13 protein-coding genes are annotated in these 14611 nt (G+C 68.9%); 5 read left to right on the forward strand and 8 right to left on the reverse strand.

Annotated features, from left to right (window positions below; all coding sequences use genetic code 11):
- Positions 1-108 precede the first annotated feature (108 nt).
- On the forward strand, positions 109-1209 hold the full coding sequence (locus TSH58p_RS27670) for a chemotaxis response regulator protein-glutamate methylesterase (protein ID WP_162600099.1): 1101 nt from the start codon (positions 109-111) through the stop codon (positions 1207-1209).
- Complete coding sequence (locus tag TSH58p_RS27675) at positions 1206-2051, forward strand: protein-glutamate O-methyltransferase CheR (protein ID WP_109070290.1); 846 nt, start codon at positions 1206-1208, stop codon at positions 2049-2051. Before TSH58p_RS27670 ends, TSH58p_RS27675 begins: the two co-directional genes overlap by 4 nt.
- Here TSH58p_RS27675 and TSH58p_RS27680 read toward each other — a convergent pair.
- Positions 2035-2988 (reverse strand): transcriptional regulator GcvA, encoded by a 954-nt coding sequence (locus tag TSH58p_RS27680; protein WP_109070289.1) that lies wholly within the window; start codon positions 2986-2988, stop codon positions 2035-2037. The two genes, TSH58p_RS27675 and TSH58p_RS27680, sit on opposite strands and share 17 nt — an antisense overlap.
- 133 nt (positions 2989-3121) lie before the next feature.
- Between TSH58p_RS27680 and TSH58p_RS34305 the strand changes: the two genes are divergently transcribed.
- Entirely contained in the window at positions 3122-3361 is a 240-nt protein-coding gene (locus tag TSH58p_RS34305; RefSeq protein WP_247874053.1) for a DUF1127 domain-containing protein, read from the forward strand.
- A 166-nt stretch (positions 3362-3527) separates the two neighbouring features.
- On the opposite strand, the gene ctrA is transcribed toward TSH58p_RS34305, so the two are convergent.
- Positions 3528-4259: a response regulator transcription factor CtrA gene (gene ctrA, locus TSH58p_RS27690; RefSeq protein WP_109070287.1), complete on the reverse strand. Its 732-nt coding sequence runs from the start codon at positions 4257-4259 to the stop codon at positions 3528-3530.
- Positions 4260-4536: 277 nt separating this feature from the next.
- Here ctrA and fliI point away from each other — a divergent pair, with 277 nt between their 5' ends.
- Together fliI and TSH58p_RS27700 are read left to right on the forward strand one after the other, a co-directional pair.
- The gene (fliI, locus tag TSH58p_RS27695) at positions 4537-5883 is read left to right on the forward strand and encodes a flagellar protein export ATPase FliI (RefSeq protein ID WP_109070330.1); all 1347 of its coding nucleotides are present in this window, start codon (positions 4537-4539) and stop codon (positions 5881-5883) included.
- On the forward strand, positions 5880-6317 hold the full coding sequence (locus TSH58p_RS27700) for a flagellar FliJ family protein (protein WP_109070286.1): 438 nt from the start codon (positions 5880-5882) through the stop codon (positions 6315-6317). Before fliI ends, TSH58p_RS27700 begins: the two co-directional genes overlap by 4 nt.
- Before the next feature lie 22 nt (positions 6318-6339).
- On the opposite strand, the gene TSH58p_RS27705 is transcribed toward TSH58p_RS27700, so the two are convergent.
- The 6 genes from TSH58p_RS27705 to flhA form a co-directional block, all read right to left on the reverse strand.
- A complete protein-coding gene (locus tag TSH58p_RS27705) occupies positions 6340-7866 on the reverse strand; it encodes a sensor domain-containing diguanylate cyclase (protein ID WP_158282612.1) in 1527 nt (508 codons plus the stop codon).
- Between the two features lie 224 nt (positions 7867-8090).
- The gene (locus TSH58p_RS27710; RefSeq protein WP_109070284.1) at positions 8091-8453 is read right to left on the reverse strand and encodes a hypothetical protein; all 363 of its coding nucleotides are present in this window, start codon (positions 8451-8453) and stop codon (positions 8091-8093) included.
- 14 nt (positions 8454-8467) lie between these two features.
- Positions 8468-10534, reverse strand: a complete 2067-nt coding sequence (locus TSH58p_RS27715) for a hypothetical protein (RefSeq protein ID WP_247874052.1) — start codon at positions 10532-10534, stop codon at positions 8468-8470.
- 8 nt (positions 10535-10542) lie between these two features.
- Positions 10543-11337 carry a MinD/ParA family protein gene (locus tag TSH58p_RS27720; protein ID WP_109070283.1) on the reverse strand — a complete coding sequence of 265 codons (795 nt, stop codon included), beginning with the start codon at positions 11335-11337 and terminating at the stop codon, positions 10543-10545.
- Entirely contained in the window at positions 11334-12395 is a 1062-nt protein-coding gene (locus TSH58p_RS27725) for a GTPase (RefSeq protein ID WP_109070282.1), read from the reverse strand. The genes TSH58p_RS27720 and TSH58p_RS27725 overlap by 4 nt, the downstream gene beginning before the upstream one ends.
- Positions 12396-12438: 43 nt before the next feature.
- Positions 12439-14601 carry a flagellar biosynthesis protein FlhA gene (gene flhA, locus TSH58p_RS27730; protein ID WP_109070281.1) on the reverse strand — a complete coding sequence of 721 codons (2163 nt, stop codon included), beginning with the start codon at positions 14599-14601 and terminating at the stop codon, positions 12439-12441.
- Positions 14602-14611: the final 10 nt, after the last annotated feature.

The raw sequence follows: 14611 nt of genomic DNA on the forward strand, positions 1-14611 counted from the left end.
CGACCCTGAAAGGCTGATTGCGTTATGTCCGATCGTTTCGGCAGACCTCCTCCCCCCGCGCCGGCGGGGCATCCGACCGGCGCGGCCGGCGGCGATCCCGTCCGGGTGATGGTGGTCGACGATTCCGCCGTGATCCGTGGCCTTCTGACCCGCGCGCTGGAAGGCGACACCGAAATCCGCGTGGTCGCGTCGGTCGGCGACGGCCAGATGGCGGTCAACGCCCTGCAGCGCAATTCGCTCGACGTCATCGTCCTCGACATCGAGATGCCGGTGATGGACGGGCTGACCGCCATCCCGAAGCTGCTGGCGGTGGCGCCGCAGGTGAAGATCATCATGGCCTCCACGCTGACGCTGCGCGGGGCCGACATCTCCATGCGCTGCCTGTCGGCGGGGGCGGCCGACTACATCCCCAAGCCGACCTCCACCCGCGAGATCGGCGGGGCGGACGCCTTCAAGCGCGAGCTGGTCTCCAAGGTCAAGGCGCTGGGCGCCGCCGCGCGCCGCGCCGGGTCCCGCACCCGCGGCGAGCTGCGCCCGCTGAACCCGGTGCCCGCCGCCTTCCTGAAGCGCGAGCCGCCGCCCGTCACGCTCCGTCCGGCCCCCGCCGTCGGCTCCGCCGGCCAGATCAAGCCGGACGTGATCGCCATCGGCAGCTCCACGGGCGGCCCGCAGGCGCTGTTCGAGGTGCTCGCCCATCTGAAGGCCGGCGTGACCCAGCCGATCCTGATCACCCAGCACATGCCGGCGACCTTCACCACCATCCTGGCCGAGCACATCACCCGCCAGTGCGGGCTGAACGCCCAGGAGGCGAAGGACGGCGAGCCGATCGTGTCGGGGCGCTGCTACATCGCGCCGGGCGACTTCCACATGCTGGTGACCCAGCGTGGCGGCGCCAACGTGATCTCGCTGACCAAGGATCCTCCGGAGAATTTCTGCCGCCCGGCGGTGGACCCGATGATGCGGTCCATCCTCCGCGCCTTCGGCGGCCGCAAGGTTCTGGCCTGCATCCTGACCGGCATGGGGCAGGACGGGCTGAAGGGCTGCACCGAGGTGGTGAACGCCGGCGGCACCCTGATCGCGCAGGACGAGGCGTCCAGCGTCGTGTGGGGCATGCCGGGGGCCGTTGCCCAGGCGGGCATCTGCTCGGCGGTGTTGCCGCTCAAGGAAATCGGTCCCTACATCCGCAAGTTCGCATCGAGGGCAGCATGAGAGTCGAAGATTTCGACATGTTCTCCACGCTGCTCAAGCAGCGTTCCGGTCTCGTCCTGACCCGTGACAAGGCCTACCTGCTCGAATCCCGGCTGATGCCGGTGGCGCGCAAGTGGAACATGAAGGGGCTGGAGGAGCTGGCCTCCACCGTGCGGACGCGCAAGGACGAGGCGCTGCTGCGCGACATCACGGAGGCGATGACGACCAACGAGTCGTCCTTCTTCCGCGATCAGAAGCCCTTCGACCAGTTCAAGCAGATCGTCCTGCCGAAGCTGCTGGAGGCGCGGGCCGCCAAGCGCTCGATCCGCATCTGGTCGGCGGCCTGCTCGTCCGGGCAGGAGGCCTATTCGCTGGCCATGCTGCTGAACGATGACGCGGCGAAGCTGGCCGGCTGGCGGATCGAGATCGTCGGCACCGACATCTCGGCGGAAATGGTGGAGCGCTCCAAGTCGGGCATCTACACCCAGTTCGAGGTGCAGCGCGGCCTGCCGATTCAGATGCTGGTGAAGCATTTCAAGCAGCAGGGCGACAAGTGGCAGATCAGCCAGCAGCTCCGCCAGATGGCTTCCTTCCGTGAATTCAACCTGCTGGGCGACCTGTCCGTGCTGGGGCAGTTCGACATCGTGTTCTGCCGCAACGTGCTGATCTACTTCGACCAGCCGACCAAGACCAAGGTGCTGGAGGCGATCGCCCGCCAGATGCCGCAGGACGGCGTGCTCTATCTGGGCGGCGCGGAAACCGTTCTGGGCATCACCGACCGCTTCAAGCCGGTGGAAGGCCAGCGCGGCCTCTACAGCCTGGGTGGTTTCCAGGTTCCGAGCGGGCTCAGAGCGGCCGTGTGATTGAAGCGGGCGTGATTGAAGCGGGCGTGATCGAAGGGGGCGTGACGGCGAGGCGGTCGGCGGCGCCTTCCTCCATGATCCAGCGGCGGAAGGCGGCGATCTTGGGCCGGTCGGCGGTCACCTCCGGGCAGACGAGGTAGTAACCGAAGTCGCCCGGCAGGGCGAGGTCGAACAGCCGGGTCAGCCGCCCGCTCGCCAGCTCCTCCAGCACCAGGGTGCCGCGCGCCATCGCGATGCCCTGGCCGTTTTCCGCGGCCTCGATGGCAATGCCGATCTCGTCGAAGACCATCTCGGAACTCGGCTTCAGGTCGCCGAGCCCGGCCATGGCCAGCCACGTCGCCCAGTAGCTGTGGCCGGTCTCCTCGACCAGCACATGATGGCGCAGGTCGGCCGGCTGCCGCAGCGGCGTCGGTCCCTGCAGCAGGGCCGGGCTGCACACGGGAAACACCGCGTCGTCGAGGAAGCGGTCGGCCCGCAACCCTTCCCACACCCCGAGGCCATGGCGAAGCCCGATGTCGATGTCGGCTTCGCGCTCGAAATCGATCTCGTGCTGGCTGACGCTGATGCGCAGATGGATTTCCGGGTGGCGGGCGCGGAAGCGGCCGATGCGGCTCATCAGCCAGCGGCTGGCGAAGGAGGGCGAGACGCTCATCGTCAGCACGCCGGAGCGTTCATGCTCCATCACCCGCTCCAGGCCGGTGGCCAGCCGCGCGAAGGCGTCGCGCACACTGGGCAGCAGGAGCTGGCCGGCGTCGGTCAGAACCAGCGCGTGATTCAGCCGGCGGAACAGACGGATGCCCAGCCGGTCCTCCAGCGTGCGGATCTGGTGGCTGATCGCGCTCTGGGTGACGTTCAGCTCCTCCGCCGCCCGGGTGAAGCTGAGATGGCGCGCCGCCGCTTCGAAAGCGCGCAGGCCGTTGAGGGGAGGGATCTGCATGGGTCCGCATCCGCCGGATTGTTGCCCGGCCGCATGAAATTCTCTCATGCAGGTTAGAGAAAGCATCCTTTGCGGACAAGCCGCTTCCGGGTGCATTTCTAGGGGACGGAATTCATCAAGGGAGTGTCGGATCATGAGCAGGAGAGCGCTGGGCGTCGTTTCCGCAGACCGGGGCATGGTGTCTCCCGGACAGGCTGGTGACGGCGGCGCGCGGCGGTTTGCGAAGCGGGTGTTCGGGGAGGTGCTGGGCATGATCGAGCGCCACCGGCAGCGCCGCTCCCTGGCGGCGCTGGACGACCATCTGCTGCGCGATGTCGGGTTGAGCCGTACGGACGCCCGCCGCGAAGCCGACAAGGCCTTCTGGCAGGAATGACCGTGGAGCGCGGCGGGCCTGAATCCGCCGCTTGTATGTGACGTTCCCTCTCCCCTCTGGGGAGAGGGTTAGGGTGAAGGGGATGCCCTTCTGCCGGACTTTCGGGCCGGACGAAACCCCCTCACTGGCCCTCTGGGCCAATCTCTCCCCAGAGGGGAGAGGGTTATCAGCCGGCCGCTTGTGCCTGCGGGTGCGGGACGCGGGGGATCGGCGACGCGTCCTCGTGCGGGTCACGCAGCACGTAGCCGCGGCCCCACACCGTCTCGATGTAGTTGTCGCCCTGGGTCGCCGCGGCCAGCTTCTTGCGCAGCTTGCAGACGAAGACGTCGATGATCTTCAGCTCCGGCTCGTCCATGCCGCCGTAGAGATGATTCAGGAACATCTCCTTGGTCAGGGTCGTGCCCTTGCGCAGCGACAGCAGCTCCAGGATGCCGTATTCCTTGCCGGTCAGGTGGAGCGGCTGGTTGTCCACCTCCACCGTGCGGGTGTCCAGGTTCACGGTCAGGCGGCCGGTGCGGATGATGCTGTCCGAATGGCCCTTGGAGCGGCGGACGATGGCCTGGATGCGGGCGATCAGCTCGCGCTTGTCGAAGGGCTTGGTCAGATAGTCGTCGGCGCCGAAGCCCAGACCCTTGATCTTGTGGTCCAGCTCCGACAGGCCGGAAAGAATGAGGATCGGCGTGGTCACACGGGCGGCGCGCAGGCGGCGCAGCACCTCGTAGCCATCGATGTCCGGCAGCATCAGATCGAGGATGATGATGTCGTAATCGTACAGTTTGCCGATTTCGAGTCCATCCTCACCGAGGTCGGTAGAGTCGACGATGTAGCCTTCCGACTGGAGCATCAGTTCGATGCTTTTGGCCGTGGAGGAGTCGTCTTCGACCAGCAGAACCCTCATGGCGATATCCCGATGTTAGATGGCGCGTTTCTGGCTTCCGATGCGGCGTTGCTTTCCCGCAGTTCCTTAACCAATTCCCTTAACAGATCCGCACGTCCGTTTACACAGGTTAACAGACGATTCAGCTTAACGCCAGAGGCATAGCACTTCATTTAACGTTAATGTTTTTGGACGAGCATGACGCGGGCGGCATGGCGGCGGACTTTCGGCCCACCGCAAATTGCGCCGTCCGCGCCCGGCTCACCCGTCCCAATTCCGTCCGCTGATCCGCAAGACCGTGCCCGCCGACGTCGCCCGCATCCTTCAGGAAATCGAGTCCGTCTCCGGCTGCAGCCGGTTCGGGCGGGTCACCGCCGTGCTCGGCCTGCTGGTCGAGGTCGGGGGGATCGAGAAGGAGCTGTCGGTGGGCGGCCGCTGCATCGTCGAATCCCGCGACGGCCGGCAGGTCCCCTGCGAGGTGGTCGGCTTCCGCCAGGGCCGCGCGCTGCTGATGCCCTTCGGCTCCATCGACGGGGTCGGGCTGGGCTGCCGCGCGCTGGTCTCCGACAGCCAGCCCATGGTCTTCCCGACGGAGGGATGGCTCGGCCGCGTCATCAACGCGCTGGGCGAGCCGGTGGACGGCAAGGGGCCGCTGCCCAAGGGAACGCACGGCGTTCCCATCCGCAACAACCCGCCCCCCGCCCATTCCCGCGCCCGCGTGGGCGAGAAGCTGGACCTGGGCATCCGCGCCATCAACGCCTTCCTCACCTGCTGCCGCGGCCAGCGCATGGGCATCTTCGCCGGCTCCGGCGTCGGCAAGTCGTCGGTGATGTCGATGCTCGCCCGCTTCTCCGGCGCGGAGGTCGCGGTGATCGGGCTGATCGGCGAACGCGGGCGCGAGCTTCAGGAGTTCATCACCGAGGATCTGGGGGAGGAGGGGCTGTCGCGCAGCGTCGTGGTCTGCGCCACCTCCGACGAGGCGCCGCTGATGCGCCGCCAGGCCGCCTACATGACGCTGGCCGTGGCGGAGGCCTTCCGCGACGCCGGCTGCAACGTGCTGTGCATGATGGACAGCGTGACCCGCTTTGCCATGGCCCAGCGCGAGATCGGCCTGTCGGCGGGCGAGCCGCCGACGACCAAGGGCTATCCTCCCACCGTCTTCGCCGAGCTGCCGCGCCTGCTGGAACGCGCCGGGCCGGGCTTGAGCGGCTCGGGTTCCATCACCGGCCTGTTCACCGTGCTGGTGGAAGGCGACGATCACAACGAACCCATCGCCGACGCCGTGCGCGGCATCCTGGACGGCCACATCGTCCTGGAGCGCCAGATCGGCGAGCGCGGGCGCTACCCGGCCATCAACATCCTGCGCAGCGTGTCGCGCACCATGCCCGGCTGCAACTCCCCCATGGAGAACGAGCTGGTGAACCACGCGCGGCGGCTGATGTCGTCCTACGACAACATGGCGGAGATGATCCGCCTCGGCGCCTACCGCAAGGGCACCGACCCGCAGGTGGACCAGGCCATCCATTTCCAGCCGGCCTTGGAGGCGTTCCTGAAGCAGGGCAAGCGCGAGGCGACCGACCTCGACAACAGCTACGCCCAGCTTGCCGCCATCTTCGGCATTGAACAGTGGCCGCCGCAAGAATGAGCAGTCTGAAGACCATCATCCGCCTCCAGAAATGGAAGCTCGACGAGAAGCGCCGGGCACTGGCGGAATTGCAGAATCTCGCCGACCGGCTCCAGGCCGAGATCGAGCGGCTGAAGGAGGAGATCGCGGCGGAGCGCGACACCGCCCGCGGCAACGTCGAATACGCCTTCACCTACAGCAACTACATCCAGGCGGCGATGGAGCGCGGCAAGCGGCTGACCCAGTCGATGGGGCAGGTGGAGGCGCAGATCGCCGTCGCCACCGACGAGATGGCCGAAGCCTTCCAGGAGCTGAAACGCTACGAACTGGCCGAGGAGGAGCGGCTGAAGCGCGAGAAGGAAAAGCTGAAGCGCAAGGAGGCCACCATGCTGGACGAAACCGCGCTGGTCGGTTTCCGCCGTCGCCAGCAGGAGGAGAGCAGCGTCGAATCCTGACGGTCCGCTCCGACCGGCCCGCTCAGGTTGCCAACACGGTGCCGGTGGAAAGATCCGAATAGGACACCACGCGCGCACGGCCGGCGCGTTTGGCGGCGTACAGCGCCTGATCGGCGTTCTGAAGCGCCAGGGTCAGGTCCGCCGCGTCCGTCGGCCAAAGCGCGATGCCGACGCTGCACCCGATCTGGATGTCGAACCCGTCGGCCGTGATCGGAGCGGAGACGCTGTCGATGATCCGTCTGGCCACGTCCAGAGCATAATGCCTCTGATGGCCGTCCGGCAGGGAGAGCAGCACGACGAACTCGTCCCCGCCGAGGCGTGCGGCGAAATCGCCATGGCGCACGCAACGCGCCAGCCGGCCGCCGATCTCCTTCAACACCATGTCTCCGCTGTGGTGTCCATGCTGGTCGTTGATCGGCTTGAAGCCGTCGAGATCGATGTAGAGGATCGCCACGGCGTTGCGATCCGACGCCGGCTGCTCTTGAAGGCGCTCCACATGGGCCTCGAAGAAGCGCCGGTTGGCGAGCCCGGTCAGGCGATCCTCGAAGGCGATGGCGCTCAGCGTCCGTCCCATCGTCCGCATCGCCAGCGCGACCTGGCTGAATTCGGACGGGTGGACCGGCGCGGGCATGCAGGGGGCGTGGGGATCGAAGAGGTCCGACGACAGGAACGCCGCCGACGCCTTGAGGTCCCGCAGGCCGCGCAGGACCATCACCTCCATCAGCACCCAGACCCCTCCGACGATGAGAAGCACCACACCGGCCATGACGCCGGTTCCCAGCAGCAGGTTCCGGTCGGCCGCCGCCAGGATGTCGTCGCGCGCGACGGCGACGACGATCTTGGCGCCGGTTTCCTCCAGGGTCGAGAAACCGCTGATCCGGGGAACGCCGTCCAGCCCGTCGTCTTCGATGATTCCCGCCTCTTCCCGCAGGATCCTGCCGATCATCGGATGATCGGCCATCGATCGCCCGACAAGTCCCTGCGGGTCCGGCACGCGCGCGAGGGTCGTCCCCTGGGAATCGAACAGCGAGACGATCCCGCCGGACTCGCGGGCGATCTCGGCGGACAGTTCCGCAAGCCAGCTCAGATCCACCCCGCCCACCAGCACGCGGATGACCGACCCGTCATCGCCGAGAATCGGCAGGGCGGCGACCACGCGGGGCTGCTTGCTGTTCTGGCCGATCAGGAAGTTGCTGACCGTGAAGTCGCGCGTCGCCAGAGCCTCCTGGAAATAGTCACGCCCGGCGAGATTCGCCGGACGGTTGCCGTTGCTGCTGCACAGCAGTCTCCCATCGGGATTGAACACTCCGAACCCGGACGCCCAGGGATAGAGGTCGGTCGCCTGCTTCAACAAGGTCGCGCAACGTTCGGGGCTCGCCTCCCGGATGTCGGGAACGAGGGTGAGAAGCTGGAGGACGCCGCGGGCCTGCTGCACGATCTGCGCCTGTTGCTGCGCCCCGCGGTCGGCCAGCAGGCGGGTGGCCTCGCGCGCCCGCTCGATGTCCTGGCTGCGCTCCTGAAGCAGAAGGACGACGACCAGACCCACCATCGGAAGAAGGGCGAGCAGGATGAAGGCTTCGAGGCGCGCGCGAAGCCCAACGCGTGCCCAAAGGCTTTGGACGCGCCTCAATATTCGTGTACGTCTCAACGGACTCATCCACGCACCGGCCGACCCGCTTTATTCTCATGCGGGTTGAGGAAATCAAGCGATGAACGCTGTGACTTGGCGCGGTGCTGCCATGCTGTACGGGCGGCGAGGCGGGACCCGATCGATCAGATGCGCCGCAACCGGATGAAAAGATGAGGATTGTCCCAGCTCGGCTGGCGGTCCTCGACGACCACGCGCTGGGGGACGGGCAGGGTCCGTTCCACCGTCACCTCCACCCAGCGCGGGATCAGCTCGTTGTTCAGGTCGTCGAGCACGGCCAGAGCCAGCGCTTCCGGACCGCTGTTTCCCGCGGTCCCGGACAGGGCGCCGAGATAGGCGGCGACGCCGTCCGGCGTGGCGACCGCGCGGTCGGGCACGTAGCGCAGGGTCAGTCGGGTGCCGGGGGCCGGTTCCCCGTGCAGCTCCACCAGATAGTCATGGCGGGCGTCCGGGTTGGCGGCGGTGCTCAGAAACTCGCGGCGGTGCATGGCGTCGTGGCTCGTCAGGCGGTGTAGCTGCTTCCGCCGGCGCCGGTTCGGGTCAGCTTGACCCAGCATTTGGCACCGGACTGGAAGGACAGGCCGCCGATGTAGCCGACGGCGCGGATGCTGTCCGCGAAGATCTGGATCAGGTCCAGGCGGATTTCCGGCGTCAGCGGGGTGTGGCTGCGCAGGATCAGGTCGAACCGGTTGGGCTGCACCAGCCCGTCGAGCTGCATGGGGCCGAGGCGGCTGAGATCCAGGTCGAGCAGGAAGCGGCTGCCCTTGTCGCCGGCCTTGCGGCCCGTCTTGCCGTCTTCTTCCGAATTTATGGGGTGGATGTGCAGCTTGATCGGCAGCAGGCCGTTGGCATCCATCATCGGCAGGGTGTAGGGGCGCCAGTCGCCGGGCAGCGGATCGCCCGCCTGTTGCTGGAGACTGCGGAATTCGCGCTCCAGCTGGGACAGCAGGCTTCCCTGGCCGGATTTCTCCAGGGCGGAGGCGGCGTCCTCCCCCAGCCAGCCGCGGGCGTCGCCGCCGCGGATCGCCGACAGGAAGAAGCTCATCGCCGCGCCGAGCTTGCGGTTCGGCTGCGGCATGACCGTGCCGATCAGCGCCTGCGCCGCGGAGCGGTCCACCCCGGCCAGGGAGGTCAGGAGCTGGCGCATCGCGGGCCAGTCGCGTTCGCTCAGCGGCCCCGGCTCGGCGGTGAGCGGGGGCGGCGCGGTCTGGAGCGCCCTGGCCGGGTCGGTCAAGGCGGCGGTGACGGCGGTGCCCTGCGGCAGGCTCGCCTGGACATTCAGCGCCAGCATGCCCTGCGGCGTGGCGAGGATCGGCTGGCCCTGCGGCGTGCTGCCGGCCACCGTGCCCTTCAGCACCGGCGCGTCGGGGGCCTCCGGGGGTACCGGGGCGGTGCCGGGGTCCGCGCTGGGCGTCGCGGTCGGGGCCGTGGCGATGCGGGGCGAGCCGGGGGCCGATTGCGGCGGCGCCGGAGGGGCGGAAGCGGGTTGGGCCGGCGTGCCGTCCTTGCGGGGCGGGTTGCCGGGGCTCTGCCCGTCCGGCGGGAGAGAGCCGTCGTCCGGTGGTGCGGCGGCCTGCGGCTGGTCCGGCGGCGGGGTGACGGTCAGGATTTTGAGTGCGACGGTGCCGCCCTGGGTCAGCACCGGTTCTCCGGCCGGTTTCGCGGGGGCAGGCTTCGCGGGGGAGGCGGGCTCCGGGATGTCCCCGCCGGGATGCGCCGCGTCGCCGCCGAGGTCCACCGTTGCGTCGAGCATCGGCTTGCCGGGAAGCGGCGTCGCGCCCGACGGTGTGGGCGGCGCCTGCGGAGGAGCGGGCGCGGCGCTGGGCTGGCCGGCTGGCGCCGGTGCCGGTGCCGGGCTGGCGGCGCCGTCCATCGCGGGAGAGGGGGACGGCGCCGCCGGTGTGGCGGTGGGCTGGCCGGGCAGGGCCGGGGCCGCACCGGGTGGGGCCGGAGGCTTGGGCGCCGCGGCGATGACCAGCGCCGGAACGATGGTGCCGGGCAGCAGCAGGGGAAGCGGCTGGCCCGCCGGTCCCGTTGTCGGCGTGGCGGACGCCGGGCTGGGCAGGATCACCACCGGCGTCGCCGAGCCCTGGGGCGGCGTCGCGCCGGTCTGGCCGGGGACGGTCTTCGGCGGTCCGCCCACCGTCGGCGCGGTCGGGACGCCCGGCGTGGTGACCGGGTTGGTTCCCTGGGTGCCCTGGGTCAGCACCAGCACCTTCGCCGCGAGGCTCTGGGTGGGGGAGGCCGCGGCGGGGTCGGTCGATGCCGCCTGCGCCTGCTCCAGCAGGACCTGCGCCGGGGTGATCTGGAGCGTCACCGGCCTGTCGGCCGGCAGCGGCGTCGGGGTCTGCACAAGCAGCTCGCCGGCCTGGGTGCGCACGCGGGCCAGCCCGTCCGGCGTGGTGCCGACGACGGTGCCGGTCAGCACCACCGGGCGGGCGATGTCCTGCAACCGCTCCGGCAGGGCCTTGACCGTGCCCTCGGCGACCGCCACCGGGGCGGGCGCGGGGGTGGCCGCCGCCGGCGCGGCGGGCGCGGCGGCGACCGGGGGTGGAAGGGCGCCCCCCATCCCCGGACTTACTGGCCGGCGAGAAGCCGCTGGGCGATGGCCAGCACGTCCCGCGCGGCGTCGGAGGCGGGGGAGCGGGTCAGCAGCGGCGACTGGTTGCGGATGGCGTCGCGCACCTTCAGGTCGCGGCGGATGATGCCGGCCAGGGCGGGCTTGTACTTCAGGAAGTTCTGGCAGGCCTTCAGGATGGTGCCGTAGGTGCGCTCGCCGTCCTTCACGCTCTGCGCCATGTTCACCACGACGCGCAGGTCGGCGGTGGGGTTGGTGGCGTGGGTCAGCTTGATGAAGGCGTAGGCGTCGGTCAGCGAGGTCGGCTCGTCCGTCGTCACCACCAGCGTCGTCCCGGCCGGGCCGGACAGGGTGCGCACCGTGCGGTCGACGCCGGCGCCCATGTCCATGATGACGCAGTCGTAGCGCCGGGCCAGCTCCATCAGGTCGTTGCGCAGGCCGGACAGGCGCTGGCTCGGCAGCTGGGCGAGCGTCCCGGAGCCGGAGCGGCCGGCGATGATGTCGAAGCCGCCCTCGGTGTAGCGCTGGGCCGCGCGGCCCAGCGTCACGTCGCCGTTGATCACCGCGCCCAGATCGTTCTTGGGCTGGAAGCCGAGCTGGATGTCGACGTTGGCGAGGCCGAGGTCGCCGTCGAACAGCAGCGAGTTCTTGCCCATCTTGGTCAGCGCGTGGGCGAGCGTGATCGAGAACCACGTCTTGCCGACGCCGCCCTTTCCACTGGCCACGGCGATGACGTTGGCACCGCGCAGCGGGTGAACGTTCTTGAGGGCGGCCGGAAACACCGGATCGGTCATGGGATGGTCCTCGACGAAGAACGAACGGCTTTGGTCTTGGCAGGAGCCACCGGCTTGGGCCGGTTGCGCGCCGCCTTGTCCTCGGCGGGCATCATCAGGCGGGCGAAGGCCACCGGGTTCAGCGGTGTCAGCCCCTCGGCCACCTTGGAGGAAACGCTGGCGTTGCAGAAGGCCATCCGCGCGCGGTGCGCGGTGCCCAGGAGACTGCCCAGCCGACGCGCCATGTCGAGCCGGGTGATCAGCATCCGCCGCACGCCCAGCGCCTTGAAGGATTGGGCGATGTCGGCGGCTTCCATGGCGTCCAGCCCGGCGGGGAGCACGAGGATCGGCTCGGCCACCCCGGCGGACAGCAGGGCCTTGAGGTCGGCCATGTCTTCCCGGTTGTAGGGGTTGCGCCCGGCGGTATCCACCAGGACGACGTCGGCGCCGCGGCTGACCTCGAACGCGCCCGCGAGCGCGTCGGGGTCTTCCACCGTCGCCAGTTTGATTTTCATCAGACGCGTGAAGGCGGCCAACTGTTCCATGCCGCCGGCGCGAACCGTGTCGGTGGTGATCACGCCGACCGAGCGTTTGCGGAACACCGCCTGGGCGGCCAGCTTGGCGACGATCAGCGTCTTGCCGCTGCCCGGCGGGCCGACCAGGATCAGCGGCTTGTTGCCGCCGCGCCGGTCCTGCAGCGGGCTGAAGGTGAACATGGAGTCGAGCGCTGCGCCCAGCGCCAGCGCGGGGTCGTCGGTGTCCAGCCCGGCGGCGGCGTCGATCAGCTGCTCGGCCAGCGCTGCGGGCACGCCGTGGCGGTGCAGCACGTCGGCCACCACCTCGCCCACGTCGATCTCCGGCTCCTCCTCGACCACCACCACGGGGCGGGCGGTCCGGGTCGGCTGGGCCGTGCGCGCCTGGGCCATCAGCAGATCGTCGTCCTCCACCGCCGCGGTCACGCGAACGCCGCCGCCGTCCTCCTCGCGCGTGGCGACGATGATGGCATCGTCGCCCAGCGTCTGGCGGACCATGCGCATGGCTTCGGACATGGACTTGGCGTGGAACGACTTCAGCCGCATCGGCCCGCTCCCCGCCCGTCACACTGGTTCGTCATGGCCTGCATCAGATCTGCCCCAGGGTCTTGATCCGCGCCTTGGGGTGGATCTCGTTCTGCGACATCACCACGGTGGCCGGCCGGAACCGCTCGACGATCGAGCGGACGAAGGGACGGATCAGGGGGCTGGTCAACAGGACGGGGGTCTCGCCCATCATGGCGTGTCGCTCGAAGGTTTGGCGGACCGAAGTGATGAATTGCTGAAGCCGGCTTGGCGCCATCGTCAGTTGCCGGTCGTCGCCATCGCCCACCAGCGATTCCGCGAACGCCTGCTCCCATTCGGGAGACAGGGTGACGAGCGGGATGACTCCCATCTCGTTGATGTTCGCGTCGCAGATCTGCCGCGCCAGGCGCGTGCGCACATGTTCGGTGATCTGCGTGATGCTGCGGGTTTGGCTTGCCGCCTCGGACACGCCTTCCAGAATGGTCGCAAGATCGCGTACCGACACCCGTTCTGCAAGCAGGTTCTGCAACACCCGTTGCAATCCGCCCACAGTGATCTGCGCCGGCACCACGTCGGCGATCAGTTTCTGGTGCTCCTTGTCCAGCTCGTCCAGCAGCTTCTGGGTCTCGGTGAAGGACAGCAGCTCGGGCATGTTGTCCTTGATCAGCTCGGTCAGGTGCGTGGTGATGACCGTGGACGGATCGACCACCGTGTAGCCCTTGAACAGCGCCTCCTCGCGGTAGCCCGGCTCGATCCAGATGGCCGGCAGGCCGAAGGTCGGCTCCACCGTCTGCTCGCCGGGCAGGCTCATCGCCTCGCCGCGCGGGTCCATGACCAGCAGCATGTTCGGGCGGATGTCGCCGCGCCCCGCCTCGATCTCCTTGACGCGGATGATGTAGGAGTTGGGCGGAAGCTGGAGGTTGTCCTGGATGCGCACGGCGGGCATGACGAATCCGACCTCGCCGGCGATCTGGCGGCGCAGGCCCTTGATCTGGTCGGTCAGCCGGTGGCTGCCCGCCTGCGGCTGGTTGATCAGCGACAGCAGGCCGTAGCCCAGCTCCAGCCGGATCAGGTCGATGGCCAGCGCCGTGGCGATCGGCTCGTCGGCCACCGGGGCGGCACCGCCGCCCGGCCCGCCCATGCCCGCGGCCTCGGCGGCGGCGGCCTCCGCCTCCTCCGCCTCCTTTTTGGCGCGCATCTTCGGCAGATAGTAGGCGGCGGCCCCGACGACGGCGATCACCGGCAGGAAGGGCAGCATCGGCATGCCCGGCATCAGGGCCAGCAGGGTCATGGCCCCCGCCGACAGGCCGAGCGCGCTGACATGGTTGGTGAGCTGCCCGACCACCGCCTTGTCGGTGGAGCCGCCGGTGCCGGCCTTCGACACCAGGAAGCCGGCGGAGATGGAGATGACCAGCGCCGGGATCTGCGAGACGAGGCCGTCGCCGATGGTCAGCTTGGTGAAGGTGTCCAGCGCCTGCAGGATCGGCATGTCGTAGCGCAGGACCGCCAGCGACACGCCGCCGATGATGTTGATGAACATGATCATCAGGCCGGCGACGGCGTCGCCCTTCACGAACTTCGACGCACCGTCCATGGAGCCGAAGAAGGCGCTTTCGTCCTCCAGCTCCTTGCGCTTGGCGCGGGCGGTGGTCTCGTCGATCATGCCGGCGGACAGGTCGGCGTCGATGGCCATCTGCTTGCCGGGCATGGCGTCCAGGGTGAAGCGCGCCGCCACTTCGGCGATGCGGCCCGAACCGGCGGTGATCACCTTGAAGTTCACGATCGTCAGGATCGCGTAGACGATCACGCCGATGATGAAGTCGCCGCCCATGACGAAGCCGGCGAAGGCCTCGATCACATGGCCCGCCGCCGACGTGCCTTCATGGCCCTGCGTCAGGATCAGGCGGGTGGACGCCATGTTCAGCGACAGGCGCAGCAGCGTGGTGATCAGCAGGATCGTCGGGTAGGCCGACAGCTCCAGCGGCTTCTCGATGAACAGCACCACCATCAGGATCAGGACCGAGATGGTGACGTTCAGCCCGAGCATCATGTCGAGCAGCATCGGGGGCAGCGGCAGGATCAGCCCGACGACGATCAGCATGATGCCGGCCGCCATCACGATGTCGCCGCGCTTCAGCGCGCCCTTGGCGACGGCCACCATGTCGGTCAGCGCGGACATGTTGCCGCCGCCCGCGCGCGCCCCCGGATTGTGTTCGGTCAGTGCCATGCCGCCGCTC

The sequence above is a fragment of the Azospirillum sp. TSH58 genome, assembly GCF_003119115.1.
In the GTDB taxonomy this organism is placed as follows: Bacteria; Pseudomonadota; Alphaproteobacteria; order Azospirillales; family Azospirillaceae; genus Azospirillum.